Origin of the sequence: Erwinia sp. 198 (assembly GCF_003937915.1) — a bacterium.
Lineage (GTDB): Bacteria > Pseudomonadota > Gammaproteobacteria > Enterobacterales > Enterobacteriaceae > Erwinia > Erwinia aeris.
Genome location: NZ_RHUM01000005.1, coordinates 116,483 through 142,441 on the forward strand (window position 1 = coordinate 116,483; position 25,959 = coordinate 142,441).

Sequence of the window (25,959 nt, forward strand, 5' to 3'; positions counted from 1 at the left end):
TCTTTATCGATGATATTTATTGCTGGATAGTCTGCCTGGCTAAGGTCTGCTAAAACCGCAGGCAAAAAAAAACCTGTGGGTATGATCCACAGGTTTTTTAGCGTCACCAGGATTAGCCGATAAACTCAAGGCCTTTCATATAAGGACGCAGCGCTTCCGGCACCTGAATGCGGCCGTCTGCCTGCTGATAGTTTTCCAGAACCGCAACCAGAGTGCGGCCTACCGCCAGGCCAGAGCCATTCAGCGTGTGTACCAGACGCGGTTTTTTCTCCGTTTTGCTGCGGCAGCGCGCCTGCATACGACGCGCCTGGAAATCGCCCATATTGGAACAGGAAGAGATTTCACGGTAGGTATCCTGCGCGGGCAGCCAAACTTCCAGATCGTAAGTTTTGCATGAGCCGAAGCCCATATCGCCGGTGCACAGCAGCACCTTGCGGTAAGGCAGCTCCAGCAGCTGCAGCACCTTCTCCGCATGGCCTACCAGCTCTTCAAGCGCCTGCATCGAGTCTTCCGGACGCGTGATCTGTACCATTTCAACCTTGTCGAACTGGTGCATGCGGATCAGCCCGCGCGTATCACGACCGTAGGCGCCAGCTTCAGAGCGGAAGCAAGGCGTATGCGCGGTCAGTTTCAACGGCAGCGACTCTTCTTCCAGAATTTCATCGCGTACCAGGTTGGTCAACGGCACTTCTGCGGTAGGGATCAGCGCATAATCGCTGGCCGAGGCTTCCTCATCCAGCGGACGAGTATGGAAAAGATCTTCGCCAAATTTCGGCAGCTGGCCCGTGCCGTAAAGCGTGGCGTGGTTAACCAGATAAGGGACGTAAGTTTCCAGATAGCCATGCTGTTCGGTATGCAGATCGAGCATGAACTGGCTGAGCGCACGATGCATCAGCGCAATTTGCCCTTTCATCACTACAAAGCGCGAACCGGTCAGTTTAGCGGCGGCGGCAAAATCCAGGCCTGCAGCCATTTCGCCCAGCTCGACGTGGTCACGCACGGCAAAATCATACTTGCGCGGCTCGCCCCAGCGGCTGACTTCCTGATTCTCGCTGTCATCTTTGCCCAGCGGCACTTCATCAACAGGAATATTAGGGATCGCTAAAGCGACGTCACGAATTTCGTTCTGTAACGCATCCAGTTCCGCTTTGGCCGCATCCAGGCGTTCGCCCAGCGCGTTCACTTCCTGACGTAACGGCTCGATATCTTCCCCACGCGCTTTGGCCTGCCCGATAGATTTGGATCGGGAGTTACGTTCAGCCTGCAGCGTTTCGGTTTCGACCTGCAGAACTTTGCGGCGCTCTTCCTGCGAGCGCAGCGTTTCAACGTCCAGCTTATAGCCCCGGCGTGCCAGTTTTTCAGCGACTGCGTCTGGCTCATTACGCAGCAGATTGGGATCGAGCATGCTTGTCCTGTGATCAGTAAAAAAAGTGGGCGCATTCGCGAGGCGAATGCATTGAATTCCTTGCTAACCTTACCGCAACGCCCGGATCAACGGTAGCGTTTTGTCGGGCTATTTTGATCCTGTTCGGCAAGCCAGGCCAGCTTTTCGCCAATCTTTCCTTCCAGCCCGCGCGAAGTCGGCTGGTAATAGCGCGTTTGCGCCATTTCCCCCGGAAAATAGTTCTCTCCCGCGGCGTAGGCGCCGGGTTCGTCATGCGCATAACGGTATTCGGCGCCCAACCCCATCTCTTTCATCAGCTTGGTAGGCGCATTACGCAGATGTTCCGGCACATCGTAATCAGGCCGATCTCGCGCGTCGCGCATCGCTGCCTTAAATGCGGTATAGACGGCATTGCTTTTCGGCGCGCAGGCAAGGTAAACAATCGCCTGAGCAATAGCCCTTTCGCCTTCGGCCGGCCCTACACGCGTAAAGCAGTCCCATGCGGAAATAGCCACCTGCATTCCCCGCGGATCGGCGTTGCCCACGTCTTCGGAAGCGATAGCCAGCAGGCGACGGGCTACGTAAAGCGGATCGCCGCCTGCCGTAATAATACGGGCATACCAGTAAAGTGCGGCATCAGGCGCAGAGCCGCGCACCGATTTGTGCAGGGCGGAGATCAGGTCGTAAAAGCGATCGCCTTTATTATCGAACCTGGCGCTGCGTTCACCCGAAACTTCGTTAAGCAGCTGCGGCGTTAGCAAACGCTCGCCTTTGTCGCTGACCTCGGCCATATCGGCCATCATTTCCAGGGTATTTAACGAACGGCGAGCGTCGCCGTTTACCAGCTCCGCAATCATTCTGCGCGTAGCATCAGGCAGCACGATATTTTGCTTGCCGTAGCCCCGCTCGCTGTCTTGCATCGCCTGATCCAGCACGCTTTCTATATCTTCAACGGTCAGAGACTTCAGCAGATAAACGCGTGCCCGGGAAAGCAAAGCGGAATTGAGCTCGAAAGAAGGGTTTTCCGTCGTAGCGCCAATAAAGGTAATAGTGCCGTCCTCAATATGCGGGAGAAAGGCGTCCTGCTGGCTTTTATTAAAGCGATGTACTTCATCGACAAACAGGATAGTGCGTCGTCCGGCGTTGCGGTTCTGCCGCGCACGCTCAATGGCCTCACGGATCTCTTTCACGCCTGAAGTAACGGCAGAAATGCGTTCGACATCCGCCTGTCCGTAGCGACCAATAATTTCCGCCAGCGTGGTTTTGCCGGTACCCGGCGGCCCCCAAAGGATCATCGAGTGCAGATGCCCTGCCTCAATGGCCCGGGGCAGCGGCTTCCCTGCCGCCAGCAGATGTTGCTGACCGATATATTCCGCCAGCGTGCGTGGCCGCATACGCGCGGCCAAAGGCTGAAACTCGTTATGAGAGAAATCCAGAGAGAGTGTGCTCACGCTGACCTCACTGACGCTGATCGTCCACCGTCACGCCCTTGGGCGGCGTAAAACGGAATTTGTCGGGGCTGACCGCAGTGTTCTGCTGGCTTTTCAGCGTATAGCTGCTGCGCTGCCCGTCCTGTTCAACGGCGCTAAACTGATTGATGGTGCCGCTGGCGGATACGTTAATCGTAAACTGCTTCAGGTTGCCATCAGCTGATTTTGGCGTCAGCTCGAAGTTATCGCCAAGCTGTTTGATGTTGTATTGCTTCCAGTCGCTGCGCTGGTTGCGGGCAATCAGCATAAACGGCGTATTGCTGGTGGCGTCTTTCAGCCATGTCGCGCTAACCTGCTCGACAAAGGGATTATAAAACCACAGCGTTTTGCCGTCCGAGATCAGGATGCTTTCGTCCGGCGCGGTCATATGCCAGTTGAAAAGATCGGGACGTTTAACCCACAGCTCGCCTTCGCCATCCTGCACGGACTGGCCGCTGCCGTCGGTTACTTTTTGCTGGAAGCTGGCGTGAAAACTGGTGACTTTATCCAGACGCTGCTGCAGGTCGGAAGAAGCGTCCGCCATAGCGCTGGCAGAGGCAAAAGTAGCAAGCAGACAGCATGTGATAGTGAGTTTTTTCATTTACGACATCCTTATTGAAACTTTTGTATCCCGATTAGTGGGCAGCCTTAACTGTAGCCAGGCAGCAACGAAAGCAACAGGGGAATAAGCTGATTGCGATAGATCGGAGATGGGGACAAAGCGCTGAAATTCAACGGGTCGGCATAACCGACCCGTTGCTTTTGACAAAATATTACATCTCGTGTGGCGGTGGCGAAAGCACCTCGCGGTTGCCGTTATGGCCAGGCGGCGACACGATACTTTGCGCCTCCATCTGCTCAATGATACGGGCTGCCCGGTTGTAACCGATACGGAACTGCCGCTGCACGCCGGAAATAGACGCACGACGCTTTTCGACCACGAAGGCGACCGCCTGGTCGAATAGCGGGTCAAGCTCTTCATCGCCATCCAGCCCCAGCGACGCGCTTTCGCTTTCTTCGCCAGCGGTAATGCTTTCGATATATTGCGGACGACCACGCGCCTTCCAGTCCTGCACCACGGCGTGGACTTCTTCATCCCGCACAAAGGCACCATGTACGCGCACCGGCATTGAAGAGTTCGGCGGCATATAAAGCATATCACCCATGCCCAACAGCGATTCCGCGCCGCCCTGATCAAGAATGGTGCGCGAGTCGATTTTGCTGGAAACCGTAAATGCGATACGGGTTGGGATGTTAGCCTTGATCAGGCCGGTGATCACATCCACCGACGGACGCTGCGTCGCCAGCACCAGGTGAATACCCGCGGCACGCGCTTTCTGCGCCAGACGGGCAATCAGCTCCTCCACCTTTTTACCCACTGCCATCATCAGATCGGCGAACTCATCCACCAGCACTACGATGTAGGGCAGTTTTTCGAGCATCGGCGGCGATGTTTCCATACTGTCGCCCGGCTTCCAGAACGGATCGGGAATAGGCCGCCCCATCTCTTCCGCCAGCTTAACTTTTTCGTTATAACCCGCCAGGTTACGCACGCCCAGCGCCGACATCAGCTTATAGCGACGCTCCATCTCGCCGACGCTCCAGCGCAGCGCGTTAGCGGCATCTTTCATATCCGTGACCACTTCGGTCAACAGATGCGGGATGCCTTCATAGACCGACAGCTCAAGCATTTTCGGGTCGATCATAATAAAGCGCACTTCTTCCGGCGTGGCTTTATAAAGCATACTAATAATCATGGCGTTAACGCCAACGGACTTACCGGAACCGGTTGTACCGGCGACCAGCAGGTGCGGCATTTTTGCCAGATCGGCCACGACCGGCTGGCCTGCGATATCTTTGCCTAACACCACCGATAACGGCGACGGATTGTCGCGGAATTTATCGCACTCCAGCACTTCACGCATATAAACGGTCTGACGATGCTTGTTCGGCAGCTCCAGTCCGACGTAAGGCTTGCCAGGGATCACCTCGACCACGCGAACTGCTACAGCAGAAAGCGAGCGGGCCAGGTCGCGCGACAGATTGGAAATACGCGCGGCCTTCACGCCAGGCGCAAGATCCAGTTCAAAGCGGGTAATAACCGGACCCGGAGAGATACCGACCACCTCTGCTTTAACCCGATAGTCAGCCAGGCGGGCTTCCACCAGGCGGGCAGTCTGCTCAAGAGCAAACATATCAACGGGTTCGGCTTCCGCTGGCGGTGCCGTCAGCAGATCCAGGGTAGGCAGCGGCGTGGTTGGTTTCTCAAGCGGCTGCTCATGACGCACCAGGAATGGATGGAAAAGGCTATCCTGTGGTTTAGTTTCCGGCTGGATTTGTTCAACCTGGCGTACCGGCTCCTGAGCGGCTGGCTGCCACCCTGGCGCGGCCGGTCGCACAGGCTCCTGAGCCGATGGCTGCCATGTCGGCGCAGCCGGTTGCGCAGGCTCCTGAGCCGCTGGCTGCCACCCTGGCGCGGCCGGTCGCACAGGCTCCTGAGCCGATGGCTGCCATGTCGGCGCGGCCGGTTGTGCAGGCTCCTGCGCCGCTGGCTGCCATGCTGGCACGGCCGGTTGTGCAGGCTCCTGAGCGGCTGGCTGCCACGCTGGCGCGGCCGGTCGCACAGGCTCCTGCGCCGCTGGCTGCCATGTCGGCGCGGCCGGTTGTGCAGGCTCCTGAGCGGCTGGCTGCCACGCTGGCGTGGCCGGTTGTGCAGGCTCCTGAGCCGCTGGCTGCCACGCTGGCGCGGCCGGTTGTGCAGGCTCCTGAGCCGCTGGCTGCCATGTCGGCGCGGCCGGTTGTGCAGGCTCCTGAGCGGCTGGCTGCCATGTCGGCGCGGCCGGTTGTGCAGGCTCCTGAGCGGCTGGCTGCCACGCTGGCGCGGCCTGTTTTACGGGTTCCTGAGGCTGGCTGTGCTGCTGCCATTGCGCAGCGGAGCTGCTCTGCTCATTTTCAGGCGGCAGCGTAAACAGCGGCGGGTCGCCTGCGCCCTCATCAGCCAGCTGTGCTACAGGCGAGAAGTCAAATGCGCCATCGGTATCCAGCGTGGAGGCAGGTGCGCTTTGCTGCGGCTGTCCATAACGCTGGCTTTGCTGTCCGGCAAACTGACGGGCAAGCTCGGCCTGATGACGCGCTTCCTCTTCATCTTCCTCAGCGCTTTCTGCTGCAGGAGCGCTGCTCATTACGCTATCAGACTCAGCGTAACGCGCCTGCTGCTGAGCGGCAAAAGCGTCGCGCAGATGGCTTTCATCCTCGCCCTGCTCTTCCGCTGCTGTTGGCGCAGAGGCCTGAAGACGCTGCTCCTCTTCTTTTGCTTTTTCTTCGGCTATACGCTGCGAGGGCAGCTTAATACCATAGGAAGCCAGCTCGCGACGAGTCGGCAGCTTAACCGGATTCGGCCGCGGCAAAGCGGGGCCAATACCCTGCTTGACCTGCGGATTAGCCGGAGCCGCCTCGCTGGTGGCGCTGAAACCTGGCATAAACGCCGCGGAGGCTGCGGCAGACTGCGCCGTGCTGGCCAGATCCTGAGCGACCTGCTGCGGCTGAGCCGGCTGCGTCGTAGAGAAATCGAAAGGCGAGGCATCCGCTTCCCGCCAGTTGCCCATGCGGGGAGCATCATCTTCATCAGCGACAGGAACGGATGGCGCGGGCGTTTCCGCCGGCATCTCAAAGCGATAAAGTTCGGGCTCTTGCGCGGCAGACGGCGTGGAAACCTGTGCGGCAGGCTCGGCCTGTTGCTGAGCGATTTCAGGCGCTGCAGTAACGGCGGCAGCCACCGGCGTTGCGGTAGCCGCAGACGCTACCGGCGCCACAGGGGCTGGCGAAGGAACCGTCTGCGCAGCGGCAGCGGCCGCCATCGGTGCTGCCGCAGGCTTGCTCAGCAGCGGATCGTTGTCGTCCTCTTCGGCCGTTGCCGGCACTGCAAGCAGGATATCGTCTTCATCAGCGTAGCGGGCACGCTGCTTCGCAACCGATTTCTCATCCGGCTCTTCTTCATCGTCATAATCGTCATATCTGTATTCGTCACTACGCGAACGCCCGCTGGCGAAAGTCAGCACGCCCATCACAGCCGCGCCAATTTTTTCAGCGATGGTCAGCCAGGACCAGCCGGTATAAAGCGTCAAGCCGGCCGCCCACACGCATAGCAGCGTCAAGGTGCCGCCCGCGGCGTTAAACCATGGCGCCATCGCATTGCTGAGCAGGCTGCCAATTACGCCGCCGGAAGCAAAATACCAGATATCGTCAGCGTTTAACGCCGCCAGGCCGCATGATGTGACCACAAGCGCCAGTACGCCGATCAGGCGCAGCGCCACCGCAAAGTAGTCAATGTAGTCCTGCGAATGCCGCTGGCGGAAAGTGATCCAGCATAGTCCCAGGATAACAGGAGGAATGGCGTAGGCCATCACGCCAAAAATGAAAAACAGCGTATCTGCCAGCCATGCGCCAATGCCGCCGCCCAAATTATGGATGGGTTCATGCCAGGCGGTTTGCGACCAGCTGGGATCGGAGGGGTTAAAGCTCAACAGCGCCACCATCAGATAGACGGCAAAAAGCGCCACAACAATCAGTAACGCTTCAAGCAGGCGACGACCGCTGCTCAGCGACTGTAGGGAAACATCTTTATCTTCTGTATATTCCTGGCTCAAGAGTACTCTCCAGGTGCCTGTAAACAATGGAGGCAACAGCGTCGGGCAGGCCCGACGCTGAAACTGTATGAATTCACAGGAGTGTACCGAAACCTATCAGGTTTTGCACCTGCCCTGTGTTACCGCGTCTTAATGACTAAGCGGTTACTTTGTTTCACTTCTTCCATGACCACATAGGTCCGCGTATCGTTTACGCCAGGCAGGCGCAGCAGGGTTTCACCCAGCAATTTACGATAGGCGGACATATCCGGCACGCGCGTTTTCAACAGGTAGTCGAAATCGCCTGAAACGAGGTGACACTCTTGAGTTTCCTCAAGTTTTTGCACTGCGGCGTTAAATTGTTCAAACACGTCGGGCGCGCCACGATTCAGAGTAATCTCAACAAATACCAGCAGCGAGGCATCCAGATAGTGCGGATTCAGCTGGGCGGTATAGCCAAGGATAAACCCCTGTCTTTCAAGACGACGAACGCGCTCAAGGCATGGTGTAGGTGATAAACCTACGCGTTTGGAAAGCTCGACGTTAGAGATACGTCCATCCTTTTGCAGTTCGTTAAGGATATTACGATCGATTCTGTCGAGATCTTTTCCAGGCCGTTTTTTATTGTCTACCATTATTATTGTCTCTCTTAATGCCTTCCCTTTGCCTGCCACACCCTGAACGAAATCATTATCGCAGGGTTGTTCTAAGTGAAGTCTGGAGCCTGTTGCGGTGTTATCACGCCCATCCGTATGACGCATGTTGTCTGTCCACACCATGCGTAATGACCAATGACAGACTGAGTTTATTGAGCCGGATGTCCCAAAACAGGAAAAATCTGTCTTGTAAGCTCAAATGTCCTCTGCTTCCCCCACTGTTTTCGCAAAAGCACAGCCGATTGTCAAAGTAAAACAACCAAAATCAGTACAACATGCCAGATGTTGCGCTGCATGACTGTTTTATAATGAAAAAATCCCCTCACTGCACCATTTTACAGCGCGTTTCGCCCCGCTTTGGCGCAGCGATGCCGCTGCTCCCTAAGGGAAATCGGTTAAACCTTTTGCAACCATCGCTAACAAAATCGCAGAACGCTTTTGTTGCTGACCTAAATTCCCTACAATCGCAACATAGTTGGCAGCTAAATAATGAGGGTCTCATGAGCACGGCCAGACACAGTAAATTACTTATCTTAGGTTCCGGCCCCGCTGGATATACGGCGGCTGTTTACGCAGCGCGCGCTAATCTCAATCCCGTGCTGATCACCGGGCTTGAAAAAGGCGGCCAGCTGACCACCACCACGGATGTGGAAAACTGGCCCGGCGACCCGCACGATCTGACCGGTCCCGGCCTGATGGAACGTATGCATGAACATGCGGTAAAATTTAATACCGAAATTATCTTCGATCATATTCACAGCGTTGATTTACAGCATCGCCCTTTCCGTTTGATCGGCGACAGCGGTGAATACACGGCAGATGCGTTGATTATTGCTACCGGCGCCTCCGCTCGCTACCTCGGCCTGCCTTCTGAAGAAGCGTTTAAAGGCCGCGGTGTTTCAGCCTGCGCAACCTGTGACGGCTTCTTCTACCGTAATCAGAAGGTAGCCGTGATCGGCGGCGGCAACACGGCGGTAGAAGAAGCGCTGTATCTGGCGAATATTGCGTCGGAAGTGCATCTGATCCACCGTCGCGACAGCTTCCGCGCGGAGAAAATCCTTATCGATCGCCTGATGGAAAAAGTACGTAACGGCAATATCGTGCTGCATACCAACCAGACGCTGGACGAGGTCATGGGCGATCAGATGGGCGTCAGCTCGCTACGCCTGCGCTCTACGCTGGACGAGTCGCAGCAGGAACTGAGCGTTGCGGGTCTGTTTGTCGCTATTGGCCACAGCCCGAATACGGCGATCTTTAAAGATCAGCTGGATCTGGAAAACGGCTACATCAAAGTGCAGTCAGGCCTGCACGGCAATGCAACGCAAACCAGCATTCCGGGCGTGTTCGCCGCAGGCGACGTCATGGATCATACCTATCGTCAGGCGATTACCTCAGCCGGCACCGGCTGTATGGCCGCGCTGGATGCGGAACGCTATCTGGATGGTTTAGTTAAAGAATCTCAGTAATCGTTACTGCTTTGATGCGATCTCGCTAAAGGCGACCTGTTAAGGTCGCCTTTTTATTTTCTGCGCTGTACCATTGCTCGCGATTACCCTTACTAAGGGCATGGCCTTGCAGTTTCGCCTGCCCGAACGCGCGGCATACTGGTACAGCATGGACAAACTCCGACAGCAGCAGCTCCTTTCCTGGCTAAAAAAACAGCGTATCCACGGCAATTTCTGGTTCAGACTATCGCTGCTAATCGGCGTAGCCGCCGCGCTGCTTATTCTTTACCAGGCCTGGCTATTAGCCACGCTGCTGCAAGGGCTGATCGTTGATCATCTTTCTCGCGATGCGCTTCTTTCGCAATTTATTCTGCTGTTTTCCTGTTTTATGCTGCGCGGCCTATTGCTGTGGCTGCGTGAGCTGGCCGGGTTCGCTTCGGGCCGGGCCATCCGGGAGAAACTGCGCCGCGATATTCTGGACAAGCTGACTAAGGCTGGCCCCGCCGTTATCCAGGGTCAGGCTGTCGGAAGCTGGACCACGCTTTTGCTGGAGCAAGTCGATAACCTGCAGGATTACTACGCGCGTTATTTGCCACAAACGCTGCTGGCCGCGCTCGTCCCCTGCCTGATCCTTGCCGTTCTGTTTCCCGTAAACTGGGTGGCGGCGCTGATCCTGCTGCTGACGGCCCCGCTTATTCCGCTGTTTATGGCGCTGGCCGGCATGGGCGCGGCCGACGCTAACCGGCGTAATTTTCAGGCTCTTGCACGGCTCGGCGGCTATTTTCTCGATCGCCTTCAGGGCATGGAAACGCTGCGGCTGTTTAATCAGGCCAGTGCGGAAACCGATCGTATTCGCACCGCTTCGGCCAGCTTTCGGCAACGAACCATGGAAGTACTGCGGCTGGCCTTTCTCTCCTCCGCCGTACTGGAGTTTTTTGCTGCCGTTTCTGTAGCAGTGGTAGCGGTCTATTTTGGTTTTTCCTACCTCGGCGAGCTGAACTTCGGCCATTACGGCACCGGCATTACGCTTTTTGCCGGCTTTCTGTCGCTTATCCTTGCGCCGGAATTTTTTCAACCGCTCAGAGAGCTGGGCACGTTTTATCATGCCAAAGCGCAGGCTACAGGCGCCGCTGACGCGCTGGAGAAATTCCTGACAGCGGAACTGCTTCAGGCATCATCCGGCACGCTGACGCCCAACGTTGAGCAAGGTGTAACGCTTACCGCCGCTGATTTGCGGATTATGACGCACGAGGGCATAGAGCTTGCCGGGCCGCTCAATTTTACCCTTAGCGCAGGGAAAAGAGTGGCGCTGATTGGGCGAAGCGGCGCGGGAAAAACCTCTTTGCTGAACGTACTGGCCGGGTATTTGCCCTATCAGGGATCGTTGAAAATAAACGATACGGAGCTGCGTGATATCCTGCCGTCCTGGTGGCAACAGCAGCTTGCCTGGGTGGGACAGAACCCGCATTTACCTGCGCAGACCGTGCGCGAAAATATTGTTCCGCACGGCGAGGGCGATCCGCTCAGGTTACAGCAGGTTTGCGAGCTGGCTGGCGTGGACGAATTTCTGGCGCGCCTGCCTGCAGGACTGGAAAGCGCGGTCGGCGAGCAGGCGGCAGCCCTCTCCGTAGGGCAGGCGCAGCGCATCGCCGTGGCAAGAGCGCTTTACAAGCCTTGTCGACTGCTGCTGCTGGACGAGCCTGATGCCAGCCTTGACGGCCCGGTTGGCGAGCACGTAAACCGGGCGCTGCTGGCCGCCTCTTTCAATCAAACCACATTGTTTATTACCCACCGGCTCGATCGCTTAGCGCAGTGGGATGAAGTCTGGCTGCTCCAGGCGGGAGAAATCGTCCAGCAGGGCAGCAAAGCGCAGCTGCTGCAACGGCCCGGCCCCTTTAAAGCGCTGGTTGAGGAGGCGCAGGCATGAAGCTAATCCGGCCCTGGCTTGCGCTTTTGCGCCCGCACGCTCCGCGCCTGATGCTGGGCATTTTGCTGGCGGTCGTGACGCTGCTGGCGAGCATCGCTTTGCTGACGCTTTCCGGCTGGTTTCTTGCGGCCTGCTCGCTGGCGGGCGCCGCCGGACTTTACAGTTTTAACTATATGCTTCCTGCGGCTGGCGTAAGAGGTGCCGCAATTTTACGCACCGTCGCCCGCTATGCGGAAAGGCTGGTCAGCCATGACGGTACTTTTCGTATTCTGGAAGATTTACGCGTGTTCACTTTTAATAAATTGATCCCGCTTTCGCCCGGCGCGCTGGCTCGTTTCCAGCGGGGCGACCTTCTGAATCGGCTGGTAGCTGATGTGGATACGCTCGATCACCTTTATCTACGCCTGCTCTCTCCCCTACTCGGCGCGCTTGTCGCAATGGTGACGGTAACGCTTTTGCTCGGCTCGCTGAACTGGCCGCTGGCGCTGATGCTGGGCGGTCTCATGCTGGCGACGCTGCTGCTGCTGCCGCCAATTTTTTACCGGCTGGGACGGAAAGAAGGCGAGGCGCTGGCGCACCTGCGCGCCCTGTATCGTAGCCAGCTGACGGGATGGCTGCAAAGCCAGGCGGAGATGCGAATCTATGGCGGCGCGCAGCGCTTTCGCGCCCGGCTTGATAATACGGAAAAGCGGTGGCTGGGCGCTCAGCGCTTCCGCGCCCGTCTTAGCGGCTTATCGCAGGGACTGCTGACGATGATTACCGGCGCGACGGCCGTTTTACTGCTCTGGTCAGCTTCAGCGCTGTTTCATGACGCTACGCTCGCTCTGTTCCTGTTTTGCGCACTGGCGGCCTTCGAAGCGCTGGCGCCGGTTGGCGGCGCCTTTCTGCATCTGGGTGAAGTCTTCGCCTCTGCTCGTCGCGTTAACGAAGTTATTCTGCAAAATCCGGCCGTGAACTTTCCGGCTGAGCGGGGCAAAAGCCCTGCCGGTATCAGTCTGAACCTGCGTGAGGTCAGCTTTAGCTATAACGAGGGCTTTCCCGTGCTGCGGTCGATCTCCCTGGACATTGCGCAAGGTGAACACGTTGCGCTGCTGGGCAGCAGCGGCTGCGGTAAATCCACGTTGCTGCAGCTGCTCACCCGCGCCCGGGACCCGATAAACGGCGAAATCCGGTTAAACGATCGTCCGCTGGCAGCGTGGGACGAAACCGCATTACGTGAAGCTACCGGCGTTGTGACACAGCGCGTGCATCTGTTTAACGCCACGTTACGCGATAATTTATTGCTGGCCGCGCCGGATCGCCATGACGACGAGCTGCTCGCCATGCTGCGAAAAGTCGGGCTGACAACGCTGATTAACGCGGAGGGCCTTGATGCCTGGCTGGGCGAAGGCGGCCGTCAGCTGTCGGGCGGTGAGCGGCGTCGGCTGGGCCTGGCCCGGGCGCTGTTGCATGACGGCCCTTTACTGCTGCTCGACGAGCCGACGGAAGGACTGGACAGCCACACCGAACGGCAGATCCTTACCCTGCTGCGGGAAGCCGCCCGCGGCAAAACGATGATTGTGGTCACGCATCGTCCGCAGGGGCTACGCTATTTCGACAAAATTTGCCTTATGGAAAGCGGCACCGTGGTCGAACAGGGAACCCACGTCGAATTAATCTCAAAACGCAGCCGTTACAGCGCTTTCCTGCAGCGGATTACGCTATAGTCATAGCCTTCTCGCATTACTGAGACAGTGACTATGCGCCTGATGCAGCTCTCAAGAGAATCACTTAATTTTCCACCGCCGGAGATGGCGCTGCGCGAACCGAACGGCCTGCTGGCGATGGGCGGCGATTTAAGTCTGCCCCGCCTGCTCAGCGCCTATCAGCGCGGTATTTTTCCCTGGTTTTCGCCAGGCGATCCTATTTTATGGTGGTCGCCGGATCCGCGCGCGGTGCTATGGCCGCAAAAGTTTCACCTTAGCCGCAGCATGAAGCGTTTTCATCAGCGATCGCCCTATCGCGTAACGCTGAATCAAAGCTTTAGCGAAGTGGTGGAAGGCTGCGCCAGCGATCGTCAGGAAGGCACCTGGATCACGCCCGCCGTGAAGCATGCCTGGCAGCAGCTGTTTGATGCTGGCGAAGCGCAATCCATCGAGGTCTGGCACGACAAAGAACTGGTCGGCGGCATGTATGGACTGGCGCTGGGACAGATTTTTTGCGGCGAATCGATGTTCAGCCGCTGTGAAAATGCCTCAAAAACCGCGCTGCTGGTTTTCAGCCGCTATTTTCTACAGCAGGGCGGCAGGCTAATCGATTGTCAGGTGCTGAACCCCCATACCGCTTCGCTTGGCGCCGAAGAGATGTCCCGCGCTGACTACCTTAAACAGCTTGATTTGCTGGCCAAACAACCGCTTCCGCCCGAATGCTGGCGTCAGCAGACCCTTTTTTAAGACCGTGCGGTGATGTTTTCCACGCAGACAAGGATAATAATGGTATAATATGAGGGCTTGGTATGCGTGTATAAGCCTTTTTGAAGACCGCACTTTCCCCCCGGTTTTGTACCAACTCTTGATTACGCGTTTCCGTGCGCTGCTTATGCCGCAGGGAGGCCGACGCTGGTGGAATCATCAGCTATTCTTTACATAACGTTCTTAAATCGGCATTATTTGCTGATTCGAGACAAAGGTTATAACACCCAGAGGATTTGATGGCCAAAGAAGATAATATTGAAATGCAGGGTAAGATAGTGGATTCATTACCTAACACTATGTACCGTGTTGAACTGGAAAATGGACACGTCATTACTGCGCATATCTCCGGTAAGATACGCAAAAACTATATCCGTATCTCAACGGGCGACCAGGTTACCGTAGAACTGACCCCATACGATCTGAACAAAGGTCGTATCACCTTCCGTATCCGCTAACCTACTTTACTGCAGATGCTGGCGCCTGATGCGCCGCACGGGTAAAAAAAAGGCCGAAGAATCTTCGGCCTTTAGTTTTTTACGTCTAGTGTACTGAGCCTTCCGTTTTGCGCTTTTCGGCGCTCACGAACTGATAAGTCAGCTGGTTCTGCTCTTTGTCGAGCGCCACCGAAACCGACCCGCCGTCCACCAGGGAGCCGAACAGCAGCTCGTTTGCCAACGGTTTTTTCAGGTTTTCCTGCACCGTGCGCGCCATTGGACGCGCGCCCATCGCTTTATCGTAGCCTTTTTCTGCCAGCCAGTTGCGCGCTTCATCGCTGACTTCCAGCGAGACGCCTTTCGCATCCAGCTGCGCCTGCAGCTCAACGATAAACTTATCCACTACCTGATGGATAACCTCGCTGTCGAGGTGTTTGAACCAGATAATGTTGTCCAGACGGTTACGAAACTCTGGCGTAAAGATCTTTTTGATCTCTTCCATCGCGTCGGTGCTGTTGTCCTGATGGATCAGGCCAATGGATTTACGTTCGGTTTCACGTACGCCGGCGTTCGTGGTCATCACCAGCACCACGTTGCGGAAATCGGCTTTACGTCCGTTGTTATCGGTCAGCATCCCGTTATCCATTACCTGCAGCAGCAGGTTGAAGACGTCCGGATGCGCTTTCTCGATCTCATCAAGCAGTACCACGGCGTGCGGATGCTTGATCACCGCGTCCGTCAGCAGCCCGCCCTGATCGAAACCGACATAGCCCGGAGGCGCGCCGATCAGACGGCTGACGGTATGGCGTTCCATATATTCCGACATATCGAAACGCAGCAGCTCAATGCCCAGCGCTTTCGCCAGCTGTACGGTAACCTCTGTTTTACCCACGCCCGTAGGGCCGGCAAACAGGAAGGAACCGACAGGCTTGCGATCCTGTCCCAGACCGGCGCGGCTCATCTTGATTGCTTCGGTTAAGGCTTCGATAGCGTTGTCCTGACCAAACACCAGCATTTTCAGACGGTCGCCGAGCGTTTTCAAAGTGTCGCGATCCGTGGCGGAAACGCTCTTCTCAGGTATACGCGCGATACGGGCAACCACGGATTCGATATCCGCCACGTTAACCGTTTTCTTACGCTTGCTGACCGGCAGCAAACGTGCACGCGCGCCCGCTTCGTCAATTACGTCGATCGCTTTATCCGGCAGATGGCGGTCGTTGATATATTTCACCGCCAGCTCGACCGCCGCACGTACTGCTTTTGCGGTATAGCGGACATCATGGTGCGCTTCATACTTCGGCTTGAGGCCGTTCAGGATCTGCACCGTTTCATCTACCGTAGGCTCGGTAATATCGATTTTCTGGAAACGACGCGCCAGCGCGCGATCTTTCTCAAAGATATTGCTGAATTCCTGATAGGTGGTGGAGCCCATCACGCGAATTTTCCCGCTGGAAAGCAGTGGCTTAATCAGGTTGGCGGCATCTACCTGCCCACCGGAAGCGGCTCCTGCGCCGATGATAGTATGGATCTCATCGATAAACAGAATGCTGCTGTTATCCTGCTCAAGCTGTTTCAGCAGCGCCTTAAAGCGCTTCTCGAAATCACCGCGGTATTTGGTACCGGCAAGCAGCGACCCGATATCCAGCGAGTAGATGGTGGCGTCTTTCATTACTTCAGGCACGTCGCCCTGCACGATACGCCACGCAAGCCCTTCGGCGATCGCGGTTTTCCCCACGCCCGACTCACCCACCAGCAGCGGATTGTTTTTCCGGCGGCGGCAGAGAACCTGAACGGTACGCTCCAGCTCTTTATCCCGCCCGATCAGCGGATCGATACCGCCTACGCGAGCAAGCTGATTAAGATTGGTGGTGAAGTTTTCCATACGTTCCTCCCCGCCTGCTTGCTCTTCGTTAACAGGGTTTTCTGCGCCCGAAGCGGGCCCCTGCTCATCTTTGCGCGTGCCGTGAGAAATAAAATTAACCACGTCAAGGCGGCTGACTTCATGCTTGCGCAGCAGATAGGCAGCCTGGGATTCCTGTTCGCTGAAGATAGCGACCAGCACGTTAGCGCCCGCTACTTCACTGCGGCCGGATGACTGCACATGGAAAACGGCGCGCTGTAAAACGCGCTGAAAGCTGAGCGTAGGCTGTGTGTCGCGCTCTTCTTCGCTGACCGGCAATACCGGGGTTGTTTGTTCAATGAAGGCTTCGAGCTCCTGCCGCAGAGCCACAATATCCACCGTGCAGGCTTCAAGGGCCTCTCTTGCTGATGGGTTACTGAGCAACGCCAACAGCAGATGCTCGACGGTCATAAACTCATGTCGGTGCTCGCGCGCTCTGGCGAAAGCCATATTTAAACTGAGTTCCAGTTCTTGATTGAGCATAGGCACCTCCCCCATTAGATCGCCTTATTCAGGCTTTTTCCAGCGTACACAGCAACGGATGTCCGTTCTCCCTCGCATATTTATTGATATGCGCGACCTTGGTCTCCGCCACTTCGGCGGTAAAGACACCGCAGATTGCCTTTCCCTGGTAGTGAACCGTTAGCATCAGTTGCGTTGCACGTTCAACATCATAAGAAAAGAACTTTTGCAGTACGTCAATAACAAATTCCATAGGTGTATAATCGTCATTATTAAGAATAACTTTATACATCGAAGGCGGCTTGAGACCTTCGCGAAGTTTGTCTTCTGCAAGATGTTCAAAATTAAGCCAATCGTTAGTGTTTCCCATACGTACCCAATATGAAAACGTTGCCTGCCTGCATCAGACTAACACCCTTAAGCGTAAGTTTAGCACGCCCGAAATGCTGTCCGAAGCCGGTGAATTTTTGCACCAACCTGCAACTACGCGACCTTCATCACAAAAATAGCAATAGCGTTAACTGCTTCAAATTTTGATGAATTCATCCCGGCATCTCCTCTTCATTCGCTTGACGCCTGGTACGATTTCTCTACAGTACAGGCGTATGCTGGATGCGTTTTAACCAGCCTGGAGGCCAATGCCTCACTACCTCACCCATTTGAATGTCTTGCGAGGGATCCAAAAGCATGGAGACGGGTACTGTTAAATGGTTCAACAATGCCAAAGGCTTCGGCTTTATCTGTCCGGTCGGTGGCGGCGAAGATATCTTTGCTCATTATTCCACTATCCAGATGGATGGCTACCGAACGCTGAAAGCCGGGCAGCAGGTTCAGTTTGATGTGCACCAGGGGCCAAAAGGCAATCACGCCAGCCTGATTGTCCCCGTTAATGCCGAAGCGGCAGTTGCTGTCAGCGCCTGACCGCTTAGTGATATTCTGACCAACCTTGCAATAAAATGCCAGCCAGCGTCGCTGGCATTTTTATGGGCAACTTTTACCAACCTTAGTAAAGTGGCGCCGTCCTGTCATTTTTCAAGCCCCCTTTTTGCACGAAATTAATTTTCATCCTCGCTTCTTGCCCTCCGCCGCGTTTCAGCGCAGTAAATTTGCGTTAAATCAACCTGGCTGCGTTTTTTCAGGACAGATTATGTCCTGAAGGATTAATGTTGCATTTTAAATGCAACTTTAAAGGATAAGGCTATGTTTTGCGTGCAATGTGAACAAACTCAACGCCGTCTTACGGGTAACGGCTGTACCGGCGTGCGCGGCGCCTGTGGGAAACTGGCACAAACGTCAGATTTGCAGGATCTGCTGATTGCCACGCTTCAGGGGCTTTCCGCCTGGGCGCTGGTGGCGCGACAGCAGGGTATTATTCTGCATGATATCGACAGTTTCATACCAAAGGCGCTGTTTGCCACGCTAACTAACGTCAATTTTGATTCCTCACGCATCGTAGCGCTTGCCCGTCAGGCCACCAGCTACCGGGAACAGCTAAAAGCGTGCTGCAAGCTTCCTTGCAGCGCAGAAAATTATCCTGCGGCGGCAATAGTCCTGGAAAGCGATGACCCTGGGCAGCTACAGCAACAGGCGCTGGCGTGGCGCACCAATCGCGGCCATGCGCATGAGGATATTATCGGTCTGCGCCTGCTGTGCCTGTATGGCCTGAAAGGCGCGGCGGCCTATATGGAACATGCCCATGTTCACGGCTACTTCGATAACACCATTTACCAACAGTTTCATCAGATCATGGTCTGGCTGGGTGCGCAGCCGGACAGCGCCAGCGATCTGCTGGCGGCGGCGATGGATATCGGCAAAATGAATTTCGCCATCATGGCGATGCTGGATAAGGCGCAGACCACCAGTTACGGTTCGCCGCAGCCCGTTGCGGTTAATACCCGACCGGTGGCGGGAAAAGCAATCCTGATTTCCGGGCACGATCTGCGGGATCTGCAGCTATTGCTGGAACAAACCGCAGGCAGCGGTATCAATATTTACACCCATGGCGAAATGCTGCCGGCACATGGCTATCCGCAGCTGAAACAACATGCGCATCTGGTGGGCAATTACGGCAGCGGCTGGCAGCATCAGCAAAAAGAGTTCGCCGCCTTTCCCGGCCCGATCGTTATGACCTCCAACTGCATTATCGATCCTTTCAGAGGCGATTATCAGCAGCGTATCTGGACCCGCAGCATTGTCGGCTGGCCCGGCGTGAATCATCTGCACGACGACGACTTTTCTGCCGTTATCGCGCAGGCGCAGCAGATGCCGGGCTTCTCCACCAGCGAGATCCCCCGCACCGTCACCACGGGTTTTGGCCGCCAGACGCTGCTTGACGCCGCCGACAGCGTGATTGAGATGGTGAAACAGCATCAGCTGAGGCATATCTTTCTGGTAGGCGGCTGCGACGGCAATCGCGTACAGCGCAGCTACTTTACCGATCTGGCCACCGCTATTCCCGATGACTGTCTGATCCTGACCCTGGGCTGCGGTAAATATCGCTTTAACAAACTGCCCTTCGGCACGCTGGGCGGCCTGCCTCGTCTGCTGGATGTGGGCCAGTGCAACGACAGCTATGCGGCTATCGTGCTGGCGGTCAGGCTGGCGGAAAAATTAAACTGCGACATTAACGAACTGCCTTTATCGCTGATGCTCTCCTGGTTTGAGCAGAAAGCGATTGTCGTGCTGCTGACGCTTTTGTCCCTCGGGGTAAAAAACATTTACACCGGCCCGACGGCGCCGGGTTTTCTCACGGATAATCTGCAGGCGCTGCTGAAAAAAGAGTTTGGCCTGCGGCCGACATCTTCCGTACCCGCAGATCTGGCAACGGCGCTGCATTAATGCCTTGCCGCATTATTTTCGCCTGCGGTGCGCGCCGCATAATGCCCTACCCTTTGCTCAGCCTCGACTATGCTTTTTGCTGAAGATCCCTCCCTTCGGGACACTGATTAAAGCTTTAAAGGAGCAGAGATGAAGCAAACGCTAGCCGCACTGGTGGCGAAAACACTTGAAAACGCCGGCGTAAAACGCATTTGGGGCGTAACCGGGGACTCGCTTAACGGGCTGAGCGACAGCCTGAACCGCATGGGCACCATCGAATGGATGCCGACTCGTCATGAGGAAGTCGCCGCTTTCGCCGCCGGGGCAGAAGCGCAAATCAGCGGCCAGCTTGCCGTCTGCGCCGGTTCGTGCGGGCCGGGCAACCTGCATCTGATCAACGGCCTGTACGACTGCCACCGCAACAACGTGCCGGTGCTGGCGATCGCCGCCCATATTCCCTCCAGCGAGATCGGCAGCGGCTATTTCCAGGAAACGCATCCGCAGGAGCTGTTTAAAGAGTGCAGCCACTACTGCGAGCTGGTCTCCAATCCCGAGCAGCTGCAACAGGTGCTGGGCATCGCGATGCGTAAAGCTATTATCAATCGGGGCGTGTCGGTGGTGGTTATCCCTGGCGACGTAGCGCTACAGCCCGCGCCGGAAAACGCTCGCGCCGAATGGTATCCGCCGCAGTTCCCTATCGTGCAGCCGCCCGCCAGCGAACTGGATAAGCTGGCACAGCTGCTTAATGAAGCAAAAAATATCACGCTGATGTGCGGCTACGGCTGTGCGGGCGCGCATACGGAAGTGGTGCAGCTGGCGGAAACGCTGAAAGCGCCTATTGTCCACGCGCTGCGCGGCAAAGAACATATTGAGTACGACAACCCTTACGATGTTGGTATGACCGGCCTGATTGGCTTTTCGTCCGGCTATCACGCCATGATGAATGCCGATACGGTGATCCTGTTGGGAACGCGTTTCCCTTACCGCGCTTTTTATCCTGAAAAGGCGAAAATTATCCAGATTGATATCGATCCGGGCAGCATCGGGTCGCATTGCCATGTGGATATGGCGCTGGTCGGCGACGTTCGCGCCGCCCTTTGCGCGCTGCTGCCGCGTCTCGAAGTAAAAGAGGATCGCGCGTTTCTGGATAAGGCGCTGAAGCATTATCAGGAAGCCAGAAAGAGTCTGGACGAGCTGGCGACCGCTAATGACAAACAGGCGATCCACCCGCAGTACCTGGCGCAGCAGCTCAGCGAGCTGGCCAGCGAAGACGCAATTTTTACCTGTGACGTCGGCACGCCTACCGTCTGGGCCGCACGCTATCTGAAAATGAACGGCAAACGTCGTCTGCTGGGATCGTTCAACCACGGTTCGATGGCCAACGCCATGCCGCAGGCGCTGGGCGCGCAGGCAATTGACAGACAGCGCCAGGTGATAGCGATGTGCGGCGACGGCGGCTTCTCTATGCTGATGGGCGATTTCCTGTCGGTAGCGCAGCTTAAGCTGCCGGTGAAGCTGGTGGTGTTTAATAACAGCGTGCTGGGCTTTGTGGCGATGGAAATGCAGTCCGGCGGCTACCTGACCGACGGCACCGAACTGCAAAACCCGGCTTTTGCCGATATCGCCAACGCCTGTGGCGTGAAGGGCATTCGCGTGGAGCGCGCTTCCGAGCTGCCTCGCGCTATCGAAGAGATGCTGGCGCACGACGGCCCGGTACTGCTGGATGTGGTCACCGCCAGCGAAGAACTGGTTATGCCGCCGCAGATCAAGATGGAGCAGGCAAAAGGCTTTAGTCTCTATATGCTGCGCGCGTTGATTAACGGTCGCGGCGACGAAGTGGTCGAGCTGGCTAAAACCAACTGGCTGCGGTAAAACATTGGTCTGTCTCACGGACGCTGCGGCGTCCGTTTTGCCCTTTAAGGAGCGCAACGGTGATCGACTTACGCAGTGATACGGTAACCCGCCCTTCCGCCGCGATGCTGTCCGCGATGATGGCTGCGGAAACCGGCGACGATGTTTATGGCGACGACCCTACGGTTAACGCGCTGCAGGCCAAAGCGGCCGAACTCAGCGGGAAAGAGGCCGCGCTTTTTCTGCCGACGGGCACCCAGGCTAACCTGGTGGCGCTGCTCTGCCACTGCCAGCGCGGCGAAGAATATATCGTCGGCCAGCTGGCGCATAACTACAAATATGAGGCTGGCGGCGCGGCGGTGCTCGGCAGCATTCAGCCGCAGCCGATCCTTGCAGCAAAAGATGGTACGCTGCCGCTGGACTTGGTCGAACAGTTTATCAAGCCGGATGATTTTCATTTTGCGATGACCCGGCTGCTGAGCCTTGAAAACACCCATAACGGTAAAGTGCTGCCGCTGGCCTATTTGCAGGAAGCTTGGGCATTCACGCGCGGTCATAAGCTGGCGCTGCATGTGGACGGCGCGCGCATTTTCAATGCGGCCGTGGCGCTGGGCGTCACGCTGGGCGATCTTACGCAATATTGCGATACGCTGACTATCTGTTTATCGAAAGGTCTGGGTACGCCGGCCGGCTCGCTGCTGTGCGGCAGCAAAGCCTATATTGAGCGCGCGAAGCGCTGGCGTAAAATGACCGGCGGCGCCATGCGGCAGTCGGGCATTCTGGCTGCGGCCGGGCTTTACGCCCTGGAGCACAACGTTACGCGGCTTCGGGACGATCACGACAATGCCGCCTGGCTGGCCGCGCAGCTAAAGGCCGCTGGCGTGCAGGTTTCCAGCCAGAACACCAATATGGTCTTTGTGCGTCTGCCGGAACAGCAGGCCGCGCCGCTTAAGGCATGGATGCGTGAGAAAGGCATCGTTCTGCACACGGGCGCCGTGACGCGCTTAGTCACGCATCTGGATGTCGATCGCCCGGCGCTGGAAAAAGTGGTCGCGGAATGGAAAGCGTTTCTGGCCAGCCAGCCGGGCTAGTCACCATACTTTTCCAACAGCGCTTCGACGATAGCCTCGCTTTCCGCGTCCGCCACGCCTGAATAGTCAGCGGGCCGGTAATGCATCTGAAAAGCGGCTATCACCCGCTGTTGCTGCCCTGGCGACATCTCAGGCGTCGCTTCGTAGCCGTAGCGCGCCAGCAGCGCCAGCAGATGCTTGCTGTCCGTTAGCTGGCCCGGCGCTCTTCCCGCCAGGTAATAGCTTACGCGAGCCTCGTCCGGCCACGCGCCAATGCCCTGTTGATAAAGCCAGCGCCACGGGAACAGCGGGCCGGGATCCTGTTTGCGCTGCGGGGCGATATCGCTGTGTCCGACGACATCCTGCGGGCAAATGCCGTAGCGCCGGGTGATATCCCGCGCCAGCGGCATCAGCGCGGCCATCTGATCGCGGGAAAAAGGATACCAGGCTCGCCCTTGCGGCGTGCGGCGATAGCCGGGATTTTCCAGTTCGATACCAAGCGAAGTATCATTGAGCCGCGTCGCGCCTCGCCAGAAACTGATGCCCGCGTGCCACGCCAACTCGGATTCCGGCACAAGCCGCAGCACTACCGGTTGTTTCCCATGCTGAAAGGGTCTGGCAGGAATAAGATAGTGCGCACTGACTTCCCGATCGGTCAGCGTAGCCAGCGAGCGGGGAAAATCCTCAGCGGTATAGTGAATAACCAATACCTTAATACGTGGACGAGCCCCGTAAGCGGCGTGGCGCGTATCCACTACGTAGCCATTCTGTTTTTCCAGGCCGGATGTACAGGCGCTCAGTAGGATGGCCGCCGCCAGCGCCGTCAGCAGGCGCATCAACGCCGTGTTTTAACCGCGGTGCCGCTGACGCTGACCATCAGCATACTGCTGTCTTTGCCAACGGTTTCGTAATCGATATCAATCCCGACCACGGCGTCCGCGCCCATTGCCTTGGCCTGCTCTTCCAGCTCGGCAAAGGCTATCTGGCGCGCCTTGCGCAACTCTTTCTCATATGCGCCGGAACGGCCGCCGACGATATCGCGAATGCCGGCAAAGAAATCGCGGAAGATATTGGCGCCCAGAATCGCTTCGCCAGTCACAACGCCGCAGTACTCCGTTATGGGCTGGCCTTCCAGCGTAGGGGTGGTGGAAAATTGCATGATTTTCTCCTTAACTTCAATCCAGGGTTTTAGCTCTTATGGCCAGGCAGACCAGCTATACTTTATGCTAAAAAACGCCATCCAGAAACCATAAGGAAATCAAGATGAAGTTACAGCTTGCCGCTCTGGCTCCGCTGGCGCTGCTGCTCAGCGCCTGTACCACGGTACAACCCGTCTTTAAGGATAATGGCAGCCGCACCTCTCCCTGCGCCGAAGGCGGCCCGGATTCTGTTGCTCAGGCGTTTTACGATCTGCGCCTTGAGCAGCCTGCTCAGGGCTTGCCGAATGCCACCCAGCTGGCTAAATATCGTCCTTACCTCAGCGACAGGCTCTATCAGACGCTGCTGAAGGCTGATAACGATCCGCAAAAAGAAGCAACCCTACGCGGGGATATCTTCTCAAGCCAGGCGGCGGGCGCCACCTCGGCGAGCGTAGCGGATTCATCGTCAATCCCTAACCACGACGCGCGCAATATTCCGCTGCGGGTTAAGCTCAGCCGCGACGGCGACAAGCCGCAAAGCTGGCAGGATGAAGTGCTGATGATCCATGAAGGAACCTGCTGGGCAGTGGACGACGTGCGCTATCTTGGCCCCGCACCGCATATTGAAGGCGGCTCCCTCAGCCAGCGCCTGCTGCGATAGGGTTTTCCGCGCACCGCCGACAAGCGGTGCGCCTCTTCCCCCTGCTGCATTTTTATCCAGCCTCCCTCATTTTGTGCTAGCCTTGTAGTTAACTTACCTGCATAAGCGAATTTTTCGCCGCGCTGATTGCATAACTATGCCGTCAACGTTAAGATTCGCAGAACTAATCGCTATTCACTTTTTGCGCATGAGTATTCAACTAAACGCTGTAAACTGCTTTTATGGCGCCCATCAGGCGCTTTTTGATATTCAGCTGACCTGCCCGGAAGGCGAGACGCTGGTGCTGCTCGGCCCAAGCGGCGCTGGCAAGAGCTCGCTGCTGCGCGTGCTGAACCTGCTGGAGATGCCGCGATCCGGCACGCTGGGGATCGCCGGTCATCATTTCGACTTCAGCAAAGCACCGGGCGACGCGGCTATTCGCGAGCTGCGCCAAAACGTTGGTATGGTGTTCCAACAGTACAATCTCTGGCCGCACCTGACGGTGATGCAGAACCTGATCGAAGCGCCCTGCCGCGTGCTGGGATTAAGTAAAGATCGGGCGCTGGCTCGCGCCGAAAAACTACTGGAACGCCTGCGCCTGACCAAATTCGCCGACCGTTTTCCTCTGCACCTGTCCGGCGGACAGCAGCAGCGTGTTGCTATCGCCCGTGCATTAATGATGGAACCGGCCGTGTTGCTGTTTGATGAACCGACGGCGGCGCTGGATCCGGAAATCACGGCGCAGATCGTGGCGATTATTCAGGAACTCTCTGAAACCCATATCACTCAGGTGATCGTTACCCATGAGGTCGAAGTGGCGCGCAAAACGGCCAGCCGCGTCGTCTATATGGAGAATGGTTATATCGTGGAACAGGGTGACGCCAGCCACTTTACACAGCCGCAAACCGAAGCGTTTGCCAATTATCTTTCGCACTGATGCAGGACATAATGATGAAAAAAATCGTACTTGCCGCGCTGTTAGCCGGTGTAAGCCTGAGCGCCAGCGCCGCGCAGACCATCCGTTTTGCTACCGAAGCCTCTTATCCTCCTTTTGAATTTGTCGATTCCGACAACAAAATTCAGGGTTTTGACGTCGATTTAGCGAACGCGCTGTGTAAAGAGATGGACGCGACCTGCACCTTTACTAATCAGGCCTTCGACAGCCTGATCCCAAGCCTGAAGTTCCGTCGTTTTGACGCGGTCATGGCCGGAATGGACATCACGCCAGAGCGTGAGAAGCAGGTGCTGTTTACCAAAGCCTATTATGATAATTCCGCTTTGTTTATCGCGCAGAAAGGCAAAGTTGCTGACGTAGCGGCGCTGAAAGGCAAACGCGTCGGCGTGCAGAACGGCACCACGCACCAGAAATACCTGACCGAAAAACTGACCGAAGTGAAAACCGTGCCTTACGACAGCTACCAGAATGCCATTCTGGATCTGAAAAACGGCCGTATTGATGCCGTATTCGGCGACACGGCGGTGGTTAACGAGTGGCTGAAGCAAAACGCCTCGCTGGCCGCGGTTGGCGAGAAGGTCACCGATAAAGACTACTTCGGCACCGGACTGGGTATCGCCCTGCGCCAGGGCAACACCCAGCTTCAGGGCAAATTCAACGCCGCGCTGGATAAAGTGAAAGCCGACGGCACCTATAAAACCATCTACAGCAAATGGTTCCAGCAATAACGGA

Annotated in this window: 21 protein-coding genes; 12 read left to right on the top strand and 9 right to left on the bottom strand. The window is 56.7% G+C overall.

What is annotated here, in order from left to right; all coding sequences use genetic code 11:
- Positions 1 to 112: 112 nt before the first annotated feature.
- The 5 genes from serS to lrp form a co-directional block, all read right to left on the bottom strand.
- Positions 113 to 1,405: a serine--tRNA ligase gene (serS, locus tag EGK14_RS08895; RefSeq protein ID WP_125288732.1), complete on the bottom strand. Its 1,293-nt coding sequence runs from the start codon at positions 1,403 to 1,405 to the stop codon at positions 113 to 115.
- An 86-nt stretch (positions 1,406 to 1,491) separates the two neighbouring features.
- On the bottom strand, positions 1,492 to 2,835 hold the full coding sequence (locus EGK14_RS08900) for a replication-associated recombination protein A (RefSeq protein WP_125288733.1): 1,344 nt from the start codon (positions 2,833 to 2,835) through the stop codon (positions 1,492 to 1,494).
- Positions 2,836 to 2,842: 7 nt separating this feature from the next.
- Positions 2,843 to 3,454 carry an outer membrane lipoprotein chaperone LolA gene (lolA, locus tag EGK14_RS08905; protein WP_125288734.1) on the bottom strand — a complete coding sequence of 204 codons (612 nt, stop codon included), beginning with the start codon at positions 3,452 to 3,454 and terminating at the stop codon, positions 2,843 to 2,845.
- A gap of 172 nt (positions 3,455 to 3,626) precedes the next feature.
- Positions 3,627 to 7,499 carry a DNA translocase FtsK 4TM domain-containing protein gene (locus EGK14_RS08910; RefSeq protein ID WP_125288735.1) on the bottom strand — a complete coding sequence of 1,291 codons (3,873 nt, stop codon included), beginning with the start codon at positions 7,497 to 7,499 and terminating at the stop codon, positions 3,627 to 3,629.
- A 119-nt stretch (positions 7,500 to 7,618) separates the two neighbouring features.
- Entirely contained in the window at positions 7,619 to 8,113 is a 495-nt protein-coding gene (gene lrp / locus EGK14_RS08915; RefSeq protein ID WP_006118610.1) for a leucine-responsive transcriptional regulator Lrp, read from the bottom strand.
- Positions 8,114 to 8,634: 521 nt separating this feature from the next.
- On the opposite strand from lrp, the gene trxB reads away from it, so the two are divergent.
- The 5 genes from trxB (at position 8,635) to infA (ending at position 14,414) form a co-directional block, all read left to right on the top strand.
- Positions 8,635 to 9,600 (top strand): thioredoxin-disulfide reductase, encoded by a 966-nt coding sequence (trxB, locus tag EGK14_RS08920; protein WP_125288736.1) that lies wholly within the window; start codon positions 8,635 to 8,637, stop codon positions 9,598 to 9,600.
- A 148-nt stretch (positions 9,601 to 9,748) separates the two neighbouring features.
- Positions 9,749 to 11,506 carry a cysteine/glutathione ABC transporter permease/ATP-binding protein CydD gene (gene cydD, locus EGK14_RS08925; protein ID WP_125288890.1) on the top strand — a complete coding sequence of 586 codons (1,758 nt, stop codon included), beginning with the start codon at positions 9,749 to 9,751 and terminating at the stop codon, positions 11,504 to 11,506.
- Positions 11,503 to 13,212, top strand: coding sequence for a cysteine/glutathione ABC transporter ATP-binding protein/permease CydC (cydC, locus tag EGK14_RS08930; RefSeq protein WP_125288737.1), 1,710 nt, complete (start codon positions 11,503 to 11,505; stop codon positions 13,210 to 13,212). Before cydD ends, cydC begins: the two co-directional genes overlap by 4 nt.
- Positions 13,213 to 13,245: 33 nt before the next feature.
- Positions 13,246 to 13,938 (top strand): leucyl/phenylalanyl-tRNA--protein transferase, encoded by a 693-nt coding sequence (gene aat / locus EGK14_RS08935; protein ID WP_125288738.1) that lies wholly within the window; start codon positions 13,246 to 13,248, stop codon positions 13,936 to 13,938.
- A 257-nt stretch (positions 13,939 to 14,195) separates the two neighbouring features.
- Positions 14,196 to 14,414 carry a translation initiation factor IF-1 gene (infA, locus tag EGK14_RS08940; protein WP_125288739.1) on the top strand — a complete coding sequence of 73 codons (219 nt, stop codon included), beginning with the start codon at positions 14,196 to 14,198 and terminating at the stop codon, positions 14,412 to 14,414.
- An 85-nt stretch (positions 14,415 to 14,499) separates the two neighbouring features.
- Here infA and clpA read toward each other — a convergent pair whose 3' ends face one another.
- On the bottom strand, positions 14,500 to 16,776 hold the full coding sequence (gene clpA / locus EGK14_RS08945) for an ATP-dependent Clp protease ATP-binding subunit ClpA (RefSeq protein WP_125288740.1): 2,277 nt from the start codon (positions 16,774 to 16,776) through the stop codon (positions 14,500 to 14,502).
- A 28-nt stretch (positions 16,777 to 16,804) separates the two neighbouring features.
- Complete coding sequence (gene clpS, locus EGK14_RS08950) at positions 16,805 to 17,125, bottom strand: ATP-dependent Clp protease adapter ClpS (RefSeq protein ID WP_125288741.1); 321 nt, start codon at positions 17,123 to 17,125, stop codon at positions 16,805 to 16,807.
- A gap of 317 nt (positions 17,126 to 17,442) precedes the next feature.
- On the opposite strand from clpS, the gene cspD reads away from it, so the two are divergent.
- The 4 genes from cspD to ltaE all read left to right on the top strand — a co-directional run bounded on the left by cspD (position 17,443) and on the right by ltaE (position 22,514).
- Positions 17,443 to 17,676 (top strand): cold shock-like protein CspD, encoded by a 234-nt coding sequence (gene cspD, locus EGK14_RS08955; protein WP_125288742.1) that lies wholly within the window; start codon positions 17,443 to 17,445, stop codon positions 17,674 to 17,676.
- Between the two features lie 279 nt (positions 17,677 to 17,955).
- The gene (gene hcp / locus EGK14_RS08960) at positions 17,956 to 19,593 is read left to right on the top strand and encodes a hydroxylamine reductase (RefSeq protein WP_125288743.1); all 1,638 of its coding nucleotides are present in this window, start codon (positions 17,956 to 17,958) and stop codon (positions 19,591 to 19,593) included.
- A gap of 129 nt (positions 19,594 to 19,722) precedes the next feature.
- Positions 19,723 to 21,444, top strand: coding sequence for a ubiquinone-dependent pyruvate dehydrogenase (gene poxB, locus EGK14_RS08965; protein WP_125288744.1), 1,722 nt, complete (start codon positions 19,723 to 19,725; stop codon positions 21,442 to 21,444).
- 59 nt (positions 21,445 to 21,503) lie between these two features.
- A complete protein-coding gene (gene ltaE / locus EGK14_RS08970) occupies positions 21,504 to 22,514 on the top strand; it encodes a low-specificity L-threonine aldolase (protein WP_125288745.1) in 1,011 nt (336 codons plus the stop codon).
- Here ltaE and EGK14_RS08975 read toward each other — a convergent pair.
- Both EGK14_RS08975 and EGK14_RS08980 read right to left on the bottom strand, forming a co-directional pair.
- Entirely contained in the window at positions 22,511 to 23,329 is an 819-nt protein-coding gene (locus tag EGK14_RS08975; RefSeq protein ID WP_125288746.1) for an N-acetylmuramoyl-L-alanine amidase, read from the bottom strand. The two genes, ltaE and EGK14_RS08975, sit on opposite strands and share 4 nt — an antisense overlap.
- Positions 23,329 to 23,652, bottom strand: coding sequence for a heavy metal-binding domain-containing protein (locus tag EGK14_RS08980; RefSeq protein ID WP_125288747.1), 324 nt, complete (start codon positions 23,650 to 23,652; stop codon positions 23,329 to 23,331). Before EGK14_RS08980 ends, EGK14_RS08975 begins: the two co-directional genes overlap by 1 nt.
- A gap of 104 nt (positions 23,653 to 23,756) precedes the next feature.
- Here EGK14_RS08980 and EGK14_RS08985 point away from each other — a divergent pair, with 104 nt between their 5' ends.
- From EGK14_RS08985 to artJ, 3 genes are all read left to right on the top strand, one after another.
- Complete coding sequence (locus EGK14_RS08985) at positions 23,757 to 24,293, top strand: lipoprotein (protein ID WP_125288748.1); 537 nt, start codon at positions 23,757 to 23,759, stop codon at positions 24,291 to 24,293.
- Between the two features lie 187 nt (positions 24,294 to 24,480).
- On the top strand, positions 24,481 to 25,209 hold the full coding sequence (artP, locus tag EGK14_RS08990; RefSeq protein WP_125288749.1) for an arginine ABC transporter ATP-binding protein ArtP: 729 nt from the start codon (positions 24,481 to 24,483) through the stop codon (positions 25,207 to 25,209).
- Positions 25,210 to 25,223: 14 nt separating this feature from the next.
- Entirely contained in the window at positions 25,224 to 25,955 is a 732-nt protein-coding gene (gene artJ, locus EGK14_RS08995) for an arginine ABC transporter substrate-binding protein (protein ID WP_125288750.1), read from the top strand.
- Positions 25,956 to 25,959 lie beyond the last annotated feature (4 nt).